Origin of the sequence: Nonomuraea sp. NEAU-A123 (assembly GCF_018603905.1) — a bacterium.
GTDB lineage: Bacteria > Actinomycetota > Actinomycetes > Streptosporangiales > Streptosporangiaceae > Nonomuraea.
This window is the reverse complement of sequence record NZ_JAHFZZ010000004.1, coordinates 234,331-252,414: the sequence shown is the minus strand read 5'-3', so window position 1 is coordinate 252,414 and position 18,084 is coordinate 234,331. Positions and strand designations below refer to the sequence as shown.

General features: G+C 69.5%; 17 protein-coding genes. 8 read left to right on the top strand and 9 right to left on the bottom strand.

The annotated features are described in order from the left end of the window. Positions 1-143 precede the first annotated feature (143 nt). The 3 genes from ligA to KLK06_RS13420 form a co-directional block, all read right to left on the bottom strand. Complete coding sequence (ligA, locus tag KLK06_RS13430) at positions 144-2,234, bottom strand: NAD-dependent DNA ligase LigA (RefSeq protein ID WP_214635753.1); 2,091 nt, start codon at positions 2,232-2,234, stop codon at positions 144-146. A gap of 71 nt (positions 2,235-2,305) precedes the next feature. Then, positions 2,306-3,589, bottom strand: coding sequence for an MFS transporter (locus KLK06_RS13425; protein ID WP_214635752.1), 1,284 nt, complete (start codon positions 3,587-3,589; stop codon positions 2,306-2,308). Continuing rightward, positions 3,586-4,146, bottom strand: a complete 561-nt coding sequence (locus KLK06_RS13420; RefSeq protein WP_214635751.1) for a helix-turn-helix domain-containing protein — start codon at positions 4,144-4,146, stop codon at positions 3,586-3,588. Before KLK06_RS13420 ends, KLK06_RS13425 begins: the two co-directional genes overlap by 4 nt. Before the next feature lie 202 nt (positions 4,147-4,348). On the opposite strand from KLK06_RS13420, the gene KLK06_RS13415 reads away from it, so the two are divergent. From KLK06_RS13415 to KLK06_RS13405, 3 genes are read left to right on the top strand one after another with little or no spacing between them, the layout of a single operon-like run. Continuing rightward, a complete protein-coding gene (locus KLK06_RS13415) occupies positions 4,349-4,678 on the top strand; it encodes a hypothetical protein (protein WP_214635750.1) in 330 nt (109 codons plus the stop codon). Next, positions 4,678-5,016, top strand: a complete 339-nt coding sequence (locus KLK06_RS13410; RefSeq protein ID WP_214635749.1) for a YciI family protein — start codon at positions 4,678-4,680, stop codon at positions 5,014-5,016. Before KLK06_RS13415 ends, KLK06_RS13410 begins: the two co-directional genes overlap by 1 nt. Before the next feature lie 30 nt (positions 5,017-5,046). Beyond that, entirely contained in the window at positions 5,047-6,264 is a 1,218-nt protein-coding gene (locus KLK06_RS13405; protein WP_214635748.1) for an RNA polymerase sigma factor, read from the top strand. Positions 6,265-6,526: 262 nt separating this feature from the next. Here the strand turns inward: KLK06_RS13405 and KLK06_RS13400 are convergent, their stop codons facing one another. Then, positions 6,527-6,736, bottom strand: a complete 210-nt coding sequence (locus tag KLK06_RS13400; RefSeq protein ID WP_214635747.1) for a hypothetical protein — start codon at positions 6,734-6,736, stop codon at positions 6,527-6,529. Positions 6,737-6,895: 159 nt separating this feature from the next. Here KLK06_RS13400 and KLK06_RS13395 point away from each other — a divergent pair, with 159 nt between their 5' ends. Next, complete coding sequence (locus KLK06_RS13395; RefSeq protein WP_250905355.1) at positions 6,896-7,171, top strand: hypothetical protein; 276 nt, start codon at positions 6,896-6,898, stop codon at positions 7,169-7,171. Between the two features lie 182 nt (positions 7,172-7,353). Here the strand turns inward: KLK06_RS13395 and KLK06_RS13390 are convergent, their stop codons facing one another. After that, on the bottom strand, positions 7,354-7,839 hold the full coding sequence (locus KLK06_RS13390) for a GNAT family N-acetyltransferase (RefSeq protein ID WP_214635745.1): 486 nt from the start codon (positions 7,837-7,839) through the stop codon (positions 7,354-7,356). A 192-nt stretch (positions 7,840-8,031) separates the two neighbouring features. Between KLK06_RS13390 and KLK06_RS13385 the strand changes: the two genes are divergently transcribed. From KLK06_RS13385 to KLK06_RS13375, 3 genes are all read left to right on the top strand, one after another. After that, on the top strand, positions 8,032-10,326 hold the full coding sequence (locus tag KLK06_RS13385) for a glycosyl hydrolase family 28 protein (RefSeq protein WP_214635744.1): 2,295 nt from the start codon (positions 8,032-8,034) through the stop codon (positions 10,324-10,326). Between the two features lie 310 nt (positions 10,327-10,636). Further along, a complete protein-coding gene (locus KLK06_RS13380) occupies positions 10,637-14,455 on the top strand; it encodes a S8 family serine peptidase (RefSeq protein WP_214635743.1) in 3,819 nt (1,272 codons plus the stop codon). Between the two features lie 66 nt (positions 14,456-14,521). Then, a complete protein-coding gene (locus KLK06_RS13375) occupies positions 14,522-14,947 on the top strand; it encodes a DUF4440 domain-containing protein (protein ID WP_214635742.1) in 426 nt (141 codons plus the stop codon). A gap of 16 nt (positions 14,948-14,963) precedes the next feature. On the opposite strand, the gene KLK06_RS13370 is transcribed toward KLK06_RS13375, so the two are convergent. The 4 genes from KLK06_RS13370 to KLK06_RS13355 form a co-directional block, all read right to left on the bottom strand. Then, complete coding sequence (locus KLK06_RS13370; RefSeq protein WP_214635741.1) at positions 14,964-16,043, bottom strand: hypothetical protein; 1,080 nt, start codon at positions 16,041-16,043, stop codon at positions 14,964-14,966. Next, complete coding sequence (locus tag KLK06_RS13365; RefSeq protein ID WP_214635740.1) at positions 16,040-16,525, bottom strand: SigE family RNA polymerase sigma factor; 486 nt, start codon at positions 16,523-16,525, stop codon at positions 16,040-16,042. The genes KLK06_RS13370 and KLK06_RS13365 overlap by 4 nt, the downstream gene beginning before the upstream one ends. A 43-nt stretch (positions 16,526-16,568) precedes the next feature. Continuing rightward, positions 16,569-16,808: a hypothetical protein gene (locus tag KLK06_RS13360; protein WP_214635739.1), complete on the bottom strand. Its 240-nt coding sequence runs from the start codon at positions 16,806-16,808 to the stop codon at positions 16,569-16,571. Positions 16,809-16,871: 63 nt separating this feature from the next. Next, positions 16,872-17,285: a winged helix-turn-helix domain-containing protein gene (locus KLK06_RS13355; RefSeq protein WP_214635738.1), complete on the bottom strand. Its 414-nt coding sequence runs from the start codon at positions 17,283-17,285 to the stop codon at positions 16,872-16,874. Positions 17,286-17,439: 154 nt separating this feature from the next. Between KLK06_RS13355 and KLK06_RS13350 the strand changes: the two genes are divergently transcribed. Further along, positions 17,440-17,790 carry a hypothetical protein gene (locus KLK06_RS13350; protein WP_214635737.1) on the top strand — a complete coding sequence of 117 codons (351 nt, stop codon included), beginning with the start codon at positions 17,440-17,442 and terminating at the stop codon, positions 17,788-17,790. Positions 17,791-18,084 lie beyond the last annotated feature (294 nt).

Sequence of the window (18,084 nt, the reverse complement as noted above, 5' to 3'; positions counted from 1 at the left end):
AACCGTCAGCTGTCATCACGTGATCGAGTTGTGGGGTCCTGGTAGTGAGGTGGGCTCAGACGCAACCGAGGGTCGGACCGAAGCGGGGCTATGACAGCAACTGAGCAGTGGTGGCCACTGTGTCGTGGATTCGGAGGCTTCTGCTACAGATAGGCGGCGACCAGCTCGGCGAACTCCTCAGGGGTGACGATCCGCACCCCGAGCTGCTCGGCTTTGGCCCGCTTCGACCCCGCCTTCTCCCCGGCTACCAGGAGTGACGTTCGAGCTGAGACGCTCGACGACGATTTACCCCCGGCTCGCTCGACCAGCTCGTTGACCTCGTTGCGGCTCAGCTCCGCCAGCGGTCCGGTCATCGTGCCCGTCACGACTACGGACATCGAGGCCAACGGGAGCGCGGCCACTGCGGCCGATGTCTCGCCCTCCGCCTCCGATGCCTCGCCCGCCGCGGGCGGCGTGGCACCGGGCTCGGTCATGCTCACCCCGGCCTTGCCGAGCTTGTCGATGAGCGGCGCGAGCTCGATCAGCTCGGCCACCACGACCGGCGCCTTCTCCGGCCCCATGCCCTCCACCTGCTGGATCGCCTCCGTGCCGGCTGCCCGGATGTTGTCCATGGTGGCGAAGTGGCGGGCGATGCGGCGGCTCATGGACCGCCCGGTGCCGCGCACGCCCAGCGCGCAGAACACCCTGCTCAGCGGTTGCCCCTTGGCCCGCTCGATGGCGGCCAGCAGATTGTCGGTGCTGGTCTCGCCCATCCGCTCCAGATCGAGCAACTGCTCGCGGGTCAGGAAGAACAGGTCGGCGAAGTCGACGATCAGCCCGGCGTCGAGCATCTGCTGGATCCGGTTTTCCGCGAGGCCCTCGATGTCGAGGGTGTCCCGGCCGACGGCGTAGGCGATGGAGGCGATCGCCCGGCACTGGCGCCCACGCACGCACCGCCAGCGCTCCTGCGAGGCGTCGATGGCGTCCCCGCACGACGGGCAGACCTGCGGGATCTCGATCGGCTGCTCGTCGCCGGTGCGCAGGTGCACCACCGGGGCCTCCACGCGCGGGATGACGTCGCCCGCCTTGTAGACGGTAACGCTGTCGCCGAGCATCAGGCCTCGGCGGGTGATGTCGGCGACGTTGTGCAGGGTGGCGTAGGTGACGGTGCTGCCGTCGAGCTCGACCGGCTCCAGCACGGCGCGGGGGGCGATGATGCCGGTGCGCCCGGTGTTCCACTCCACGGCGAGCAGCTTGGTGATCTTCTCGGTGGCCGGCAGCTTGTAGGCGATCGCCCAGCGCGGCGCCCGTGAGCTGAACCCCGCCTCGGCCTGGTCGGCCGCCAGATCACACTTGATCACGATGCCGTCGATGCCGAATGGCAGCTCGGGACGGACGGCGGCGATCTCCTCGACACGCGCCTGAACCTGCTCCAGCGACTCGGCCACGATGCCCGCGACCGGCGTGGTCGCCGTGGTCTGCACTCCCTGCCCGGCCACCCACGCCATGACCTCGCTGTGCGGCAGCTCGCGCAGGCGCACGGCCGGCTCGGAGCCGTCGTCGGGGTTGGGCAGCGCGCCGTAGCCGAAGAACGTCAGCTCGCACACGTACGGCCGGTCCTGTGCTCGCAGCGTGCCCGCCGCCGCGCTGCGCGGATTGGCGAACGTGGTGCCGTCGTGCGCCTGCCGCTTGGCACAGGCGTCCTCGAACTGCGAGGCGGTCATCATCACCTCACCGCGCAGCTCCACCGTGACCGCCTCGGCCAGCCGGTCAGGCAGGCCGACGATGGTGCCGGCAGCGTGGGAGACATCCTCACCGGCGACGCCGTCGCCCCGGGTCACGAGCTGCGTCAGGCGGCCGTGCCGGTAGCGCGCCGAGATCGCCAGGCCGTCGAGCTTGGGCTCCACGCTCCACGCCGTGACCGGACGGCCGAGCCTGCGCTCCAGCGAGGTGGCCCAGTCGGCCAGTTGCTCGGCGCCGAACACGTTGTCCAGGCTCAGCATGGGCACGGTATGCGGCACATCCCCGACCACCGCCCCGCCCGCCACCTTCCCGGTCGGCGAGTCGGGCAGCACCTGGTCGGGATGCTCGGCCTCATATGCCTCGATGCCACGGACCAGCCGGTCGTAGGCGTCGTCGTCGCGTATAAAGGTGCCGTCCGTGTAGTAGGCGGCGGCGGAGTCGACGGCAAGCTGGACGGCTTCGGCGTAGGCCGTCTCGTCGGCCAGGTGTGTGATCGGGGGATCGTCGTTCATGGTCCCATCATGCCCGCTGCCACCGACAGTTCTGGGCCGTAGATCTGGGGCTTGAGCTGCACTTGAACCGCTCAGTTGGGGACAGCCGAGCCGGCCCGCTCGTCCATCCGGCCGGTGGGCAGGTCGCGCAGGCGGCGCAGCGGGCTCGCCAGCAGGATGAGGCCGCTCAGCGCGAAGACGCCCAGCATCACCCATAGGGCCGCGCGCACGGAGAACGCCTCGGCCAGCGTGCCCGCCAGCAGGGCGCCGAGCGGGATGGCGCCGAAGTTGACCACCTGGATGCTGGTGCTCACCCGGCCCATCAGCTCACCGGGCACGTACGACTGCGTGAACCCGCTGAAGATCACGTTCCCGGCGACGATCCCCCCGATGATCGTGATGCTGGCCGCCACGAACAGCACCAGCCCGACGCCGCGATCCGCGCACGCGATCAGCAGGCCCAGCGGCGCCAGGCCGGCCTTGCCGAGCAGGACGGCCCGCGCGCTGCCCAGCCGGGCCGCCAGCGGCCGGGCGGCGAAGGCGCCGGCGACGCCGCCCGCGCTGGTGGCCGCCAGCAGCGCGCCGGTCGCGCCCGCGGACAGGCCGATGTCGCCGACCAGGAAGACCACGAGCAGCGACTGATAGCCGGTCAGCGCCAGGTTGGCCACGCAGCCGTAGAGCATGTTGCCGCGCAGCAGCGGATCGCCCACCACCGTGCGCAGCCCGTCCCTGATCTCGCTGCGCAGCCGCCGCCGTGGCCGCGGCTCCACGATCTCGACGTGCCGGACACGCATCAGGCAGAGCGCCGAGACGGCGAAGCTCACCGCGTCCACCACCAGGCCGCCGAGGGCGGAGGCGAACTGGGCGAGGAGCCCGGCGATGCCCGGCCCGGCCAGGTTGGCCACCTGCTCGCTGCCCTGCAGCTTCGCGTTGGCCTCCAGCAGGTCGGGGCCCTCGACCAGCGACGGCAGGTAGGCCCGGTAGGCGGTCGCGAAGAACACCTTCGCCGTCCCCGCGACCAGCGCGACCACGACGAGCTGGCCGGTGGTCAGGACGCCGAGCAGGGCCGCGACCGGAACGCTGAGGAAGGCCGCCATCGACACCCAGTCGGCGGCGAGCATCACCCTGCGCCGGGAGAGCCGGTCGACCCAGGCCCCCGCGGGCAGGCCGACCAGCAGCCACGGCAGCCAGACGGCCGCCGCCAGCACGCTGACGGCGAACGCGGAGGCGTGCAGCACGGTCACCGCGACCAGGGGCAGCGCGACGCCGGTGACGGCGCTGCCCAGGCTGCTGGCGCTCTCACCGATCCATAACAGCCGGAAGTCACGCTGCCTGAGCAGGCCGAACCTGGGCTTGGTGAGCGTCTCGGCCGTCATGGCTGCCCCGGGACGCCGCGGGCGAAGGTGAAGACGGTGGCGCGTTCCTGGCCATCGTCGGGGATGTCGCGCTCGGCCCATTTGTCCATGACGGCGATGATCTCGGCGGCGAACTCCGCCAGCTCGTCGTCGGTCGCCTGGATCCAGGTCTCGGTGGAGAACGGGCCGCGCTGCCAGCGGTCCTGCTCGGACTGGGGCTGGTCGGCCCAGCGCCGTACGTGGCCGACCTGCCGTTCCAGGTTGAGCGACTCCAGGGCGCGGGCGATGGCCTCGCCCGCCGCGTCCTCGGCGAAGTCCGCGGAGGACCAGCAGAGCTTCTCCGAGGTGCGCCGCCACCAGCGCTCGCGCCGGTCGCGGGCCAGCTCGGGCGCCTCCTCTATCAGGCCGGCGGCGGCCAGGGCGCGCAGGTGGTGGCTGACGTTGCCCACCGCCTCGCCCGTGCGCTGGGCGAGCGCGCTCGCGGTGCCGGGGCCGTTGAGCTTCAACAGGTCGAGCAGGCGCCGGCGCACCGGATGCGCCATGGCTGCGAGCACCCTGGAGTCGGTGATCTGGGACATGACGCCACCCTAGATCCACAAGAGTTGTTGTGCAACAACTCTTGTGCTTCACAATGTAGGGATCTCACCGGGCGGAGCGGACGTCAAGCGCGAAAAACTTCTGGGAGATTTTCCAGCTCGCCTGTCGATCCGGGCCGTCGCGGTTCGTGTGAAAGGTGAGAGGCCGGCACGAGGCCGGCGCCGAACCAGGCGGGAGCTCGCCATGAAGACTGTCGTGACCAGCAGCGTGACACTCGACGGGGTGGCGCGGGCGCCGGGCCGGGCGGACGAGGATCCGCGCGGCGGCTTCAGCCATGGCGGCTGGGGCCCGCCCTACAGCGACCACGTCATGGGCCGGCGGATGGCCGAGGACGGCAGGCAACTGACCCGCCATGATGTGATCGAGGAGTATCTGCCGCCGGTCCACCCGCTGGTGCTGGGCGGCGGAAGCCGGCTGTTCGCCGACGACGGCACGTCCCGCTCGTTGCGGCAGACGGACAGCGTGACGACCACCACCGGCGTGGTGCTCGCCACCTATGAGAGGGAGGCCTGATGACCGAGTACCTGCTCAGCGTGTACCAGCCGGACGGGCCCCCGCCGCCTCCGCCGGTCCTTGACAAGATCATGGACGACCTCGAGACGCTGAACCAGGAGCTGCGAGCCGCCGGCGCGTGGGTGTTCAGCGTGGGCCTGTACCCACCGAGCACGGCCACCGTGGTCCGCGCCGGGCACGGCGACGTGCTGATGACCGACGGCCCTTTCACCGAAGGCAAGGAGCACGTCGGCGGGTTCACCGTGATCGAGGCCCCGGACCTGGACGCGGCGCTGGTCTGGGCCGGCAAGATGGCCCAGGCCAGCACCCTGCCCATCGAGGTCCGCCCAATCCGATGACACGCCCGATCCGATGACACGTCCGATCCGATGACACCGGATGTCGAGGGCGTGTTCCGCGCGGAGTACGGGCGCGCCGTATCGGTCCTGGTCCGCGTCTTCGGCGACATCGACATCGCCGAGGAGGCGGTCCAGGACGCCTTCAGCGAGGCGGTCAAGCGGTGGCCGTCCACCGGCCCGCCGCCCAGCCCCGCCGGTTGGATCATCACCACCGCCCGGAACCGGGCCGTCGACCGGCTGCGCCGCGAGGCGACCCGCGACCGGCGTCACGCCGAGGCCGCCCTGCTGCACGCCCGCGACGAACCGCCCGAGGAGGGCCCCGTGCGCGACGAACGGCTGCGCCTGATCTTCACCTGCTGCCACCCGGCGCTGGCCACCGCCGCCCAGGTCGCGCTCACCCTGCGGCTGCTCGGCGGCCTGTCCACGGCGGAGATCGCGCACGCCTTCCTGGTCCCCGAGGCGACCATGGCCCAGCGCCTGGTCCGCGCCAAAGGCAAGATCCGCGACGCCCGCATCCCGTACCGCGTGCCCGCCGACGCCGACCTCCCGGCCCGGCTGCGGTCCGTGCTGGCCGTGGTGTATCTGATCTTCAACGAGGGGTACACCGCGAGCTCCGGCGACCGGCTGACCCGCGAGGACCTCGCCGCCGAGGCGATCCGGCTGGGCCGCCTGCTGACCGCGCTGATGCCCGACGAACCCGAGGTCCTCGGGCTGCTCGCGCTGATGCTGCTGATCGAGTCGCGGCGGGCCACCCGGACCACCCCGGACGGCGACCTGGTGCTCCTGGCCGACCAGGACCGGGCCCGCTGGGAGCACTCCCTGATCGTGGAAGGCCAGGCCCTCGTCCGGGCCTGCCTGCGGCGCGGCCGGCCGGGCCCGTATCAGATCCAGGCGGCGATCAACGCGGTGCACGGCGACGCGCCGTCGGCCGCCGCCACCGACTGGGGGCAGATCCTCCAGTTGTACGACCAGCTTGCCGCCCTGTCCCCGAGCCCGGTGGTCGCGTTGAATCGGGCGGTGGCGGTGGCCGAGGTCAACGGCCCGTCGGCGGCCCTGACCCTGGTGGACACACTCAACCTGGACGATTTCTACCTGTATCACGCGATCCGCGCGGACCTGCTCCGCCGCCTGGGCCGTGGCGCGGAGGCGGCACTGGCGTATGAGGCGGCCATCGCGCGCAGCGGTAACGCGGCCGAACGCGCTTTCCTGCGCCGCGCGGCTCGGGCAGTGGCTCCCGCGCCGGACTGACCTGCGGGGCCGCCTCTGCATTGGCGGCGGTTTTCGGGGAGGCCACGGCCGGCGATGCGCCGTAACGGCGCTGAGCCCCGTGCGGATCAGCGGCCGTCCCCCTGAACTGAAGGCCCTCAGCCACCTACGGCGGGTGGCGCCGACCAGCGGGTGCCCACCGCTTGCCGTACAGGAAAGATCAAGGGTGTGGAGTACGGAGATCAGTCGCCACGTGGACGAAGTGTCCGCGGCGGGTGGGGAGGACGGGCGTGGTGTACGGAGATCATGTCACCACGTGGACGAAGTGACCACGGCGGGTGGGGAGGACGGTGGCGCACGTGTCGGGCTCGTCAAGCCCGTCGAGCAGGATGGCGGCGAGCTGGCGGCGCTGGGAGCTGGTCAAGGTCATGGGCAGCACGATGGGCATCAGCTCGATGGCGTCGCCGGGCAACTCACGGACATGGCAAGGCAGGAGGAGAGAGGTGTGAAGCACTCCCCCACTATCGCAGCCGCCACCGACAGATCATGGCGACTTGGTCTCACCGAGACCCGAGCGAAGCCTCTCCGACTCCTGCGGGACACGATTACCGTTCATGACCTCGGGTAACAGCACCAGGACAAGGGGGAAATCATGATCAAAATGCTCCATAAAATGGGCATCAGGGCTAGCCATATGTACGCCGCCGGCCTCGCGTCGATCGGAGCGTCCTTCGCGACCTGGATGATGTCGAGGAAGTACGAGAAGGCCGCCCTCGCCCGGGCGGACCGCTGGGGGATCTTCGTCGGCCAGTGGGCGCCCACGTTCATGGCGCTGGGGATCGCGCTCCGCATAGAGGAGACGCACGCGGACGTCGAGGAGGAAGCGAAGACCGAGATGTTCGACCGCGCGTCCGGGGGCGTCCGCGAGCGGACGCACGCCGGCACCTGACGCACAGGACAAGGACGCGTAGCGAGCCGGACACACGCCGGCACGCAGCGAACCAACCGAAGACCGGCCCGCAGTGAACCAACCGCAGGCCGGCACGGAGCGAACCGGCCGCAGGCCGCCTCTCATGGACGCGGCCTGCGGCCCGCTCCCGAGAGAGGCCGGCGACGTGCTCCGTCAGAGATCTAGCGCGCTTCGGCGGAAGACTCCGCCAGGCGCTTGAGCGGCTCGTCGGTCAGCCTGAACATCGTCCACTCGTCGAGCGGCACGGCGCCGAGCTTGCGGTAGAACCCGATGGCCGGTTCGTTCCAGTCGAGCACCGACCATTCGAGCCGGTGATAGCCGCGTTCGGCGCATATCCGGGCCAGCTCGGCCAGCAACGCCTTGCCGTACCCGGAGCCGCGCGTGCCGGGACGGACGTACAGATCCTCCAGGTAGATCCCGTGCGTCCCCCGCCAGGTGGAGAAGCTGAGGAACCACACGGCGAAGCCGGCCACCTCGCCGTCGTGTTCGGCGATGTGCGCGAACACGGACGGCTCGGCGCCGAAAAGCACCTCGCGCAACTGCGCTTCGGTCGCCCGTACCTCGTGCGCGGCCTTCTCGTACTCGGCCAGCTCGTGCACGAGCTGGAGCATCGCGGGGACATCGTCAATGGTGGCGCGGCGAATCATGGGCCTCAGCCTAATGCGGGGAGGCAAATCCCAGAACCGGTTGCAGTCATTCTGGCGCTTAGAGACCCGATGTTTTTTGCGCAATAACCCCTCGATCTGGATGTTTCCAGAATCCATCCCTTGTCACATCCGACCTTTGAGCCTAGCTTGAGCGTCAGGTCTGCAACCGACTGTCAGGCAGGAGCACCCCCCATGAGCGAATCCGCCTTAGCAAGAGCAGCCTCCTGGGTTGCCGCCGTCGTCCTGGCGATCTTCTCGATCGTCATCCCCGCCCAGTCCGCGGGGGCACTGGCGGTGTTCAACGTCAAGGACTACGGAGCGACAGGCAACGGCTCCACGAACGACACCGCCGCCATCAACGCGGCGATCACGGCGGCGAACAGCGCCGGCGGCGGCACCGTGCAGTTCCCGTCGGGCACCTACAAGTCCGCCAACTCCATCCACATGAAGAGCAACGTCACCCTTCAGCTAGACAGCGGCTCCACCATCATGGGCGCCTCCAACGACGACTACGACGCCCCGGAGTCGAACCCGAACGACGACTATCAGGACTACGGGCACAGCCACTTCCACAATGCGATGATCTGGGGCGACCGCCTCACCAACATCGCGTTCATCGGCTCCGGCACCATCGACGGCGGGGGCAACCTCATCACCGGCAACCCGGGCTCCGGCGAGGCGGACAAGATCATCTCGCTCACCCGCTGTGACGGGCTGACGGTCAGCGGCATCCGCCTGCGGCGCGGCGGCCACTTCGCGATGCTCACCAACGCCTGCAACAACATCACCTCGGACAACCTGCGGGTCGACACCGCCAGCGACCGTGACGGCTGGAACGTGATCAGCGCGCAGAACGTCACGATCCGCAACGCGAACATCGCGGCCAACGACGACGCCCTCGCCTTCAAGAGCGACTGGGCACTCGGCCAGACCTACTCCAACGGGAACGTCACCGTCACCGACTCCCAGCTCTCCGCCTCGTGCTGCAACGCGCTGATGTTCGGCTCGGAGACCTGCGGCAACTTCACCGGCTACCACTTCGAGCGCATCTCCATCAACGGCTCGAACAAGTCGGGTCTCGGCATGGTATCGATGGACGGCACGGTCATCTCCGACGTCCACTACAAGGACATCACGATGACGAACGTACGGGCGGCGATCACCGAGAAGATCGGCACCCGCAGACGCTGCGGCAACAGTCCGGGCGTCGGCCGGATCGAGAACATCACGTACGAGAACGTCACCTCCTCCGGCCAGAGCGGCTCCAACTTCACCGCCACGCTGTGGGGCGAGTCGAACACCGCCAACCGGATCCGCAACGTCACGTTCACCAACGTCGACCTGACCGTCCCCGGCGGCAACGGCTGCGTGGGCACCGGCGTGCCGAGCAACGACCCGACCAACTACAACCCCAACAGCATCGGCACCCGGCCCGCATACGGCTGGTACATCCACAACGCGCACGACATCAAGTTCGTCGACAGCTCGGTCCAGTTCACCTCCAACGACTGCCGGCCCGCGGTGATCGCCAACACGGGCAGCACGGTGACGTTCGACCGGTTCACGGCCGAGCGGGGCAGCAACAGCCCGAACGACATGGTCTTCCAGACGATCACCGACTACTGCGTCCAGAACAGCCAGAACACCGCCGGAGGCGCCCTGCGCGTCAGTGCCACCGGCTCCACCGACACCTGTACGCCGGGCAACCCCGGCACCGACTTCCTGGAGGCCGAGGACGCCACGATCTCCCAGGGCGTCGTGGAGTCCAACCACGCGGGCTTCAGCGGCACCGGCTTCGTCAACGGTGACAACGTCGTCGGCAGCTACGTGGAGTGGAGCGCGCCGGCGGAGCAGGCGGGCAACGCCACGCTGACCTTCCGCTACGCCAACGGCACCACGGCCAACCGGCCGATGGACATCACGGTCAACGGCGTTCTCGTGGCCGACGAGCTCGCCTTCCCGCCGACGGGGGCCTGGACCACCTGGCAGTCGGTGACGGTGACCGCGCCGCTGAACGCGGGCGCCAACGCCGTACGGGCCACCTCCACCACGGCCGGCGGCGGCCCGAACCTCGACTACCTCGACACCGCGGCGGCCGGGCCCGCCCCCACGGAGTACCAGGCGGAGAACGCGACGATCTCCCAGGGCGTGGTCGAGTCCAACCACGCGGGCTTCACCGGCACCGGCTTCGTGAACTACGACAATCTGGTCGGCAGCTACGTCGAGTTCGCGGTGACGGCCGCCCAGGCGGGCAACGCCACGGTGGTCCTGCGCTTCGCGAACGGCACCACGGCCAACCGGCCGATGGACATCACGGTCAACGGCGCTCTGGTCTCGGACGAGCTCGCCTTCCCCGCCACCGGCGCGTGGACGACCTGGAGCACCGTCACTGTGACCGTCCCGCTCAACGCGGGCGCCAACGTGATCCGTACGACCTCGACCACGGCCGGCGGCGGCCCCAACCTGGACAGGATCTCGGTCGCCTGAGCCTTCCGCCTTCCTGCGGGCGGAACGGACCGCCGCCCCGCACCCACCGGCGGGGCGGCGGGATCATCCTGCGTGCGGCGACCGGAAAGTACGGTCGCCGCCCGCCGGCCGGATCGGTGGGAAACCAGCGCCCCCACCCCCATGCCCGGCTCCGGCGGCACGATATAAAGATCACCACGGAAAGCGTCGGGGCGTCGTTGGGAGCGCTCCCGTAACCGACCGGCTTGAGGCGTCCGGAACATGAACCCACGCCCGCGGCCCGAGGGGAGGCCCCGCGACGTGCCCGCCAACGAACGGGAGGACCTCCCCTTTGTTCCACAACCGCATCGCCGCGGTGTTCACCGGTTTGGCACTCGTGCTCTGCACCACCGCCACACCCAGCTCGGCGACTCCCCCCAACCCAAAGGGCACTATGGCGGACGAACCGCCCAAGCCCGGCACGGTCACCCTGATCACCGGCGACGTCGTCGACTTCACGCCGGGCGTGAACGGCGGGCCGCCGATATTAGCCACCCGGGCCGCACCCAGGCCTGACGGCGAGCCGGTGACGTTCGCCACGCTGCCCGACCGCGACGGCGGCACCCTGGTCATACCGTCCGACGCCGCCGACCTGGTGGCCGCGGGCACCCTCGACGACGAGCTGTTCGACGTCGAGACACTCGTACGGGAGCACCGCGCCCAAGCGATCCCGCTGATCATCACGTACGGCGGCAACCCCGGCGAGACGGCCGTCACGAAGGCCGCCGACGCCCTGCCCGGCACCGAGCGCACCCGCACGCTCGACGTCATCGACGGCGCGGCCGTGACGGTGAAGACCGCCGAGACCGGCAAGCTGTGGTCGGCCCTCCAGCCCCAGCCTGCCGGACTGAAGGCGAACCGGCCTGCCAAGATCTGGCTCGACCGGCGCGTCAAGGCGTCCCTGGACCAGAGCGTCCCGCTCATCGGCGCCCCCACCGCGTGGCAGCAGGGCTTCGACGGCGCCGGCACCAAGGTCGCGGTCCTCGACACCGGCATCGACGCCGGGCACCCCGACTTCACCGGCCGCATCGTCGCCACCGAGAACTTCTCCACCACCCCGGACACCACCGACGTGGTCGGCCACGGCACCCACGTCGCCTCCACCATCGCCGGCTCCGGCGCCGCCTCCGACGGCAAGTACCGGGGAGTCGCGCCCGCCGCGTCGCTGCTGGTCGGCAAGGTGCTCGACGACTACGGCTACGGCGAGCTGTCCTGGCTGATCGCGGGCATGGAGTGGGCCTCGGCCCAGGGCGCCGACGTGGTGAACATGAGCCTCGGCGTGTGCTGCGGAGACGGCACGGACCCGACGAGCCAGGCGGTCAACGAGCTGACCAGGAAGTACGGCACGCTGTTCGTCGCCGCCGCGGGCAACGAGGGCGAGCCCCAGACGGTGAGCGTCCCCGCCGCCGCCGACAAGGCACTCGCCGTCGGCGCGGTGGACAAGATCACCGGTACGACCCTGGCCCCGTTCTCCAGCATCGGCCCGCGGCTGGACGACGCCGCGGTCAAGCCGAACATCGTGGCCCCCGGTGTCAGCATCGTCGCCGCCCGGTCCGGCGCCTCCGGGCAGCCGTCCATTCCGGGCAACGACCGCTACACCTCCTTCAGCGGCACCTCGATGGCCACGCCGCACGTCGCGGGCGCCGCGGCGGTGCTGGCCCAGCAGCATCCCGACTGGGACGCCGACGAGCTGAGCGCCGCCCTGGTCTCCACCTCGGCGCGCAACGAGAAGCACAACTGGTTCGAGGAGGGCGGCGGCCGGCTGGACCTGGGGCGCGCGGTCACGCAGAGCGTCTTCGCCGACCCGGTCGTCGACTTCCTCCGCCTCGAACGGGGCAAGGGGGCCGTCACCAAGAAGGTCACGTACCGCAACACCGGCCCCGAACCCATCACGCTCGCCCTGAAAGCCGACACCCGGGCCTGGAGCGGCGGCCCCACCCCGGTGGGGGCGATCCGCCTGGGCGCGGAGACCGTCACCGTCCCCGCGAACGGCACCGCCACGGTCGACCTCACTGTGAACCCGGCGCTGGGCCCCGAGGGCGCCTACGGCGGCTGGGTCACCGCTACGGCGGGCGACTCCCGCCTGGCCACGCCCTTCAGCTACTACACCGGTCCGGACACGCACCTGCTGAAGATCTCGCTGACCAACTCCTACGGCGCAAAGGAGTTCTCCTCCCGTCCCGGCCAGGGCGGGCGGCTCGGGCCGCTGGTCTACATCGTCCCGTTGCGGCGGAGCAACAGCCCAGATGACCCCTTCCATCCGTACGCGTACTACTACGGCCGGCTCGACCTGACCGGGAAGGGCGAGCAGTACCTGCCGGACGGCGACTACGAGGTGATCGCCGTCGCGAACGAGACCTACATGAGGACCCGCACCTCCCTGGTCATCGGCAACGTGACCCTGAAGGACGACCAGACCATCGACCTGGACGCTCGCGACACCGTGCCGCTCAGGCCGTCCTCGCGCGACGCCATGGACGCCGAGGGCAAGGTCCAGTACGTGCGGACCTTCACCGACCGGCCCTCGCCCATCTCGATCACGGCGAGCACCGAGTCCGGCAGGCACGTGGACCTGTACGCCACGCCGGTGCCGTCGGTCAAGGCAGGCACGATGAGCCTGTCGCACATGTGGCAGCTCGAGCCGGGCGTACTGGCCGCCGCCACGGCGGGCAGGCTCACCCTCGACCCGTCGTACGAGGTCGACACGGTGCGCTCGCTCATCACCAAGCCCACCACCTATCCCGTCGTCTCCGCCGGCCAGGGCAGACCGGCCGACTTCGCGGGCCTCGACGTCACCGGCAAGCTGGTCCTGGTGGGGGTGCCCCTCGGCACCGGCGCGACGCCGTACAGCGACGCGACCCCGCTGATGGACGAGGCGTCCGCGCTGGCCAAGCAGGGCGGCGCCGCCGGGTTCATCGGGTTCTACGACGCCGACGGGGCCGGGACGCGGCTGCCCGGGTTCGCCGACACCAGGTTCCTGCGGTTCGGGCTGGACGCGGCGCAGGGTCGTGCCCTGCGGGAGACCGTGCGACAGGGTACGGACACGCTGCGGCTCACCCCGTACACCGGAGAGTCCACGTACTACCGGCTGCGCTACGACGAACAGGGGAAGATCCCCCGCAAGCCGGCGAAGCTGGACCGCGATCGGCTGGCCCGCGTCGACACCCGCTATCACGCCGACCAGCCGAACGCCCAGGGACACCTGCTGGTGACGACGTCCGCCGGTGCGTCCGCGCTGTCGTTCGGCCAGTGGGTGACGATGCCGTTCGAACGTACCGAGTACTACGGCCCGGCCGGTGACGACGCGCTCTGGTCGCGCTCGGTCGGCAACCAGGGCCTGGAGCTCACGTCGCAGGAGACGTTCGCGCGGGCGGGCCGTACGGGCGAGGACTGGTTCAAGGCTCCGCTGGTGCCCGGCGCGGCCGCCGTGCCGGCGCGCTACCCGGTGACGGTGCCGTGCGCGCTGTGCCGGGACGGCGACCGGTTCGTACCCGCCGAGCAGTGGCTGGACTCGGACCCGCGCCACTACAGCGCGCTGAGCACGGTCTCCTCCGCTCCTCACCTTGGAGTGGGCGGCACCGAGATCCCGGTGAAGGGCTGGGGCCCCCGCTCGTTCACCGTGCCCGCGGGTCCGTCCCCGTACCGGCTGGACACGGTGGACACCAGCTACCGGGCGCTGTCGCCGAAGGTGACCACCGGCTGGCGGTTCACCTCCTCGGGAGACCCTTCAGGCACGCCGCGCGGCTACTCCTGCTCCTTCGGCCCCGCCTGCGCCTTCCAACCCGCTTTGGTGCTCACGTACGACCTGCCGGTGGACCTGCTCAACCGAGCCCCTTCCGGACGGCCTCTCACCTTCGAGCTGACCGCCCGCCCGGCGGCGCCTTCGGCTTCGCCGGCACGGTCGGTCAGGGTGGAGTACTCCATCGACGACGGCGCCACCTGGCGCCAGGCCGAGAACGTCCGCAAGCTCGGCGACGGCCGCTTCAGAGTGCGCGTCCTCCACCCAGCACTGGCCGCCACCAGCGGTTTCGTGTCACTGCGGGTCAACGCTGAGGACAAGGCGGGCGGCACGGTCACCCAGACCGTCGACCGCGCGTACAGGCTGAAGTAGCTCCAGCGGCCACGGGACGCCCACGCCCCGTGGCCGCCGAAGCGATCCCGTGACAGGGTCTGGTTCATGGACGAGCTCAGAGAACTGGTCGAATCCTTCTTCGAGGCGGTCTCCTTCGAGGAGGGTGGGCGGCCGTCGTACGCCGCCCTCCACGACCTCTTCATCGAGGACGGCAAGCTGATCAGAAGCGGCCCCGGCGACCCGGAAATCCTCACCGTCACCCAGTTCGCGGCCTCTCGCGGGGAACTGTTCGAGACCGGCCGGCTGACCTCCTTCCGCGAAACCGAGTCGGCGGCGACCACGGAGTCGTTCGGCAACGTGGCTCATCGTCTCAGCACCTATCGGAAAGAGGGCGTCTTGAACGGGGCGAGGTTCGGCGCCGAAGGCGTCATCTCGACTCAGTTCGTCCGATTGGCCGGCGCGTGGAAGATGAGTTCCATGGCCTGGGACGACGAGCGCCCCGGCCTGGTCATCCCCGAGCGATACCGGTGACCGCGCGGTCATCGGATCAACGCACCAAGCCGGGCACGGCGTACGCTCCTTTCGCCCGGATCGGGAACAACTTACGGGCCTGCCCCGTCCGCACATTCACCCCGTAGGCCACTGCCGATATATCGCTCCGGGGCGACTGCGCGACGGCGACCAGCGTGACCTCGTCGGCGTTCAACCAACCGCCCAGCCAGGCCGGCTGCAGATCTCCTGGAATGCCGGACACCGGCACCCGCGCCTCGGCGCCCCCGGTGAGGGCGTCGAAGGTGACGATCGTCCCGTCGTACTGCACCTTGGGCGTCTCATGGCCCAGGACCTGCCCCACTCGAACGAGCCTGCGGCCATCAGGGCCCAAAGCGCTGAAATCGTAGGTGAAGGTGGGGATGGTGACCGGCTTATGGCCACGTACCCAGACCTTGGTGGTGTTGTCGTACGGTTTGGCCAGCACCACCGGGCCGTCACCATCCGCCACGCTCACCGGCCACCAGCCACTCTCCAGTTGCTCCACCGTCCCCTGCTCGACGTCCACCAGCATGTTCGGCTCACGCCCACCACCCCAGCCGGAGACGATGAAACGCAACCCGTTGGGCGACATCCGCAGGGCGTACTCGACGGCGAAGTCCTGCTTCGGCTGCTTCAGCGGCGCCTTCCAGATCCAGCCACTGGCCAGGTCGCGCACCACGATCCTGCGGTCCTTCTCGCTGTAGTAGGCGATCCGGCGACCGTCAGCCGAGGCTTCCACCGGCCCCGACCTCGCGGGCACCTGGAAGGTTTCGCCGCTTCGGGTCACGATGCGCCACCCGGCCTCCTGGCACCCGCCCCGGCAGGACGGCCGATAGGCCTGCTCCACCGGCGCGACCCCCTTGTCGGGCAGCGGCAGCGCCTTGGTCTCCGGCGGTGAGAGAACGACCGGCGGCACCGGCCGTACCTCTTGGAAACGTAGGGCCGAGCCCCCGGCGATCCCGGCGACCACCACGGCGGCGGCCAGCGACAGGCGGACCACGCGCTTGCGGCGCGCTCCCCTGATCGCCAGGTCGGCCAGGTCGACGTCGGGCGCGTGGGCGGCCAGCTCGTGCAGATCCTCGCGGAGCGTGTTCATCGGTCCACCTCCTGTGGGGTGAGCGCACGCAGCTTCGACAGCGCGTAATTCGTCTGGCTCTTGACCGTGCCCAGCGAGGTGCCCATGAGCTGGGCGGTCTCGTGTTCGGTGCGATCTTCGTAGTAACGCAGCACGATCACCGTCCGCTGTCTCGGGGTGAGCTGGGCGAGCGCGTGCAGCAAGGCGAGCCGTCGCACGGTCGCCTCGTCGTGCGACTGGCCGACCTCCGGCAACGCAGCTCCCGGCAGCTCGACGCGCCTGCGTCTGCGCCAGGAGATGTTCTGGTTGACCAGGGCCTTACGGGCGTAGGCCTCGGGATTGCCGCCCTTGGCGAGTTTGGCCCAGTGTGAGGCGACACGGGTGAGGACCGTCTGCAACAGATCCTCGGCGAGGTGGGTGTCTCCGGTGAGCAGGTACGCCGTCCGCATCAGCGATTGCTGGCGAGCACGCACGAACTCGTGGAACCCCTCATAACGGTCCATGTACTAAACAACTCCGGGAAAGACCCCGAGGTTGGAAGCCGGCTCAAGAACGTGACCGCTCGCGAAGCGCCGCCTCCAGCCGCAAGCCGAGTCCGACCAGGACAACCAGCATGAAGACGGCGAGCACCTGCCACGATGGCCTGCCGCCGTCGATGAGGAGAGCCCCCACACACAACACGCCACCCACGACGAGACCGATAGCTCCACAGGTGCGCAGGATCTCAACGTCGTCGGGAACCTCACTGGGCGGCCCGGACAATACGGGGTCCTCTGGCTCGGTCACGGCGAGAGCATCCCACATCGCCCTCACGGCCGGTGCGCCGACAACCATGACTCCGGCGTCGCCTCAGTGCTCCGGCCCATGGATCTCGACCTTGTCGGCAGGCAGCACCGCGACCTTGCCACTCGCCTTTTCCAGCACGAACACGGCGGCTTCCGGATCAAGGCCGAGCCGCTCGCTCTCCTGATCGCTCGCTATCCGGAAGATGCCGCAGTCCCCCGGCTCGATCACCACGACGGTGATGTCGTCCGATCCGAGACGTACCACGGTGCCCCAGTTCGGGATCGTGTAGACGTAACCGCTGTCCCGCAGATGATTGATCGCCTCGAGGATGGTGCTCCGAACCACGCCATACTCCTGCTCAAGCTCCGCGACACGAGGCAGACGGTGGCGAGGCAGCCATTCGCCAGACTCGATACGTTCGCGGAGGGACGCCGCGACCTGCAGATATACCGGCTGCTCGCCCTTGGGATCGATCACGGTCCCACGTTAAGGCATGAGCCGCACCCGACCACGCTCGACGGACCGTAGGGCCATACGAAGAGACAGACACCATTCTCCAAGGACAGCCGACGAAGCCAAGACGGATACTGTAGATTTTTCCGCGAATTGCGCAAATCGGATGGGACCTAAAATGCCGCTGACGCTGAATTCCCAGCACGAGCCTGACAAGGTCACACTCGCATGGTGCCTTACCGCCGTCGGCTTCCTGCTTCACGTCATGCCCGCCCGCCGGGTCATCCTCGAAATCTCCTCGTCCGGGTTGGGCCCGCTGTGGATTCCTGCCCTGATTTTCGCCGGCATTCCCGCCCTCAGTGTGAGTGCGGGCGTTTTACTATCCCGCGTTCACAGCCCGGGCGGCAGATTCGTGGGCGGCGCGATCGGTCTGGTCCTCTCCGGGGTCGCTCTCATGGGCGTGCTTGCCTGGCTCTTCATGAACTCGCTCACCGATCCCTTGACGCTCGCCGATATCTGGGGCCCATAGCCCACCAGGCCGAGCGCAGACACGAGCCGGCCTGGCGCAGAGCTGCTGGGTGCCACCTGGGATGAGCCGCGGCCCGAAAATCCGTGCCCCATCGCCGGCGGCGCGTAGCACCACCGCTTGATACCCATGAGAACAATGCAGCGGAAGACCAGGGCGACGATGCAGCGCGTCATGTACTCGTGACGGGACGCCCACGTAATGACCCGCGATGGCGTCCGCCCTGTGACGGAGCCATCTCTATTCCCGTGACGCGCCGGGGCAATGGCGCTCGAACTTGAGCTAATGGCACGGAGG

Excerpts from the sequence above, each read along its gene's own strand:
- KLK06_RS13375 (WP_214635742.1), top strand. The coding sequence starts at position 14,522 with ATGGACGAGCTCAGAGAACTGGTCGAATCCTTCTTCGAGGCGGTCTCC.
- ligA (WP_214635753.1), bottom strand. The coding sequence starts at position 2,234 with ATGAACGACGATCCCCCGATCACACACCTGGCCGACGAGACGGCCTAC.
- KLK06_RS13415 (WP_214635750.1), top strand. The coding sequence starts at position 4,349 with ATGAAGACTGTCGTGACCAGCAGCGTGACACTCGACGGGGTGGCGCGG.
- KLK06_RS13370 (WP_214635741.1), bottom strand. The coding sequence starts at position 16,043 with ATGAACACGCTCCGCGAGGATCTGCACGAGCTGGCCGCCCACGCGCCC.
- KLK06_RS13385 (WP_214635744.1), top strand. The coding sequence starts at position 8,032 with ATGAGCGAATCCGCCTTAGCAAGAGCAGCCTCCTGGGTTGCCGCCGTC.
- KLK06_RS13350 (WP_214635737.1), top strand. The coding sequence starts at position 17,440 with ATGCCGCTGACGCTGAATTCCCAGCACGAGCCTGACAAGGTCACACTC.
- KLK06_RS13365 (WP_214635740.1), bottom strand. The coding sequence starts at position 16,525 with ATGGACCGTTATGAGGGGTTCCACGAGTTCGTGCGTGCTCGCCAGCAA.
- KLK06_RS13410 (WP_214635749.1), top strand. The coding sequence starts at position 4,678 with ATGACCGAGTACCTGCTCAGCGTGTACCAGCCGGACGGGCCCCCGCCG.
- KLK06_RS13420 (WP_214635751.1), bottom strand. The coding sequence starts at position 4,146 with ATGTCCCAGATCACCGACTCCAGGGTGCTCGCAGCCATGGCGCATCCG.
- KLK06_RS13390 (WP_214635745.1), bottom strand. The coding sequence starts at position 7,839 with ATGATTCGCCGCGCCACCATTGACGATGTCCCCGCGATGCTCCAGCTC.
- KLK06_RS13395 (WP_250905355.1), top strand. The coding sequence starts at position 6,896 with ATGGGCATCAGGGCTAGCCATATGTACGCCGCCGGCCTCGCGTCGATC.
- KLK06_RS13425 (WP_214635752.1), bottom strand. The coding sequence starts at position 3,589 with ATGACGGCCGAGACGCTCACCAAGCCCAGGTTCGGCCTGCTCAGGCAG.
- KLK06_RS13405 (WP_214635748.1), top strand. The coding sequence starts at position 5,047 with ATGACACCGGATGTCGAGGGCGTGTTCCGCGCGGAGTACGGGCGCGCC.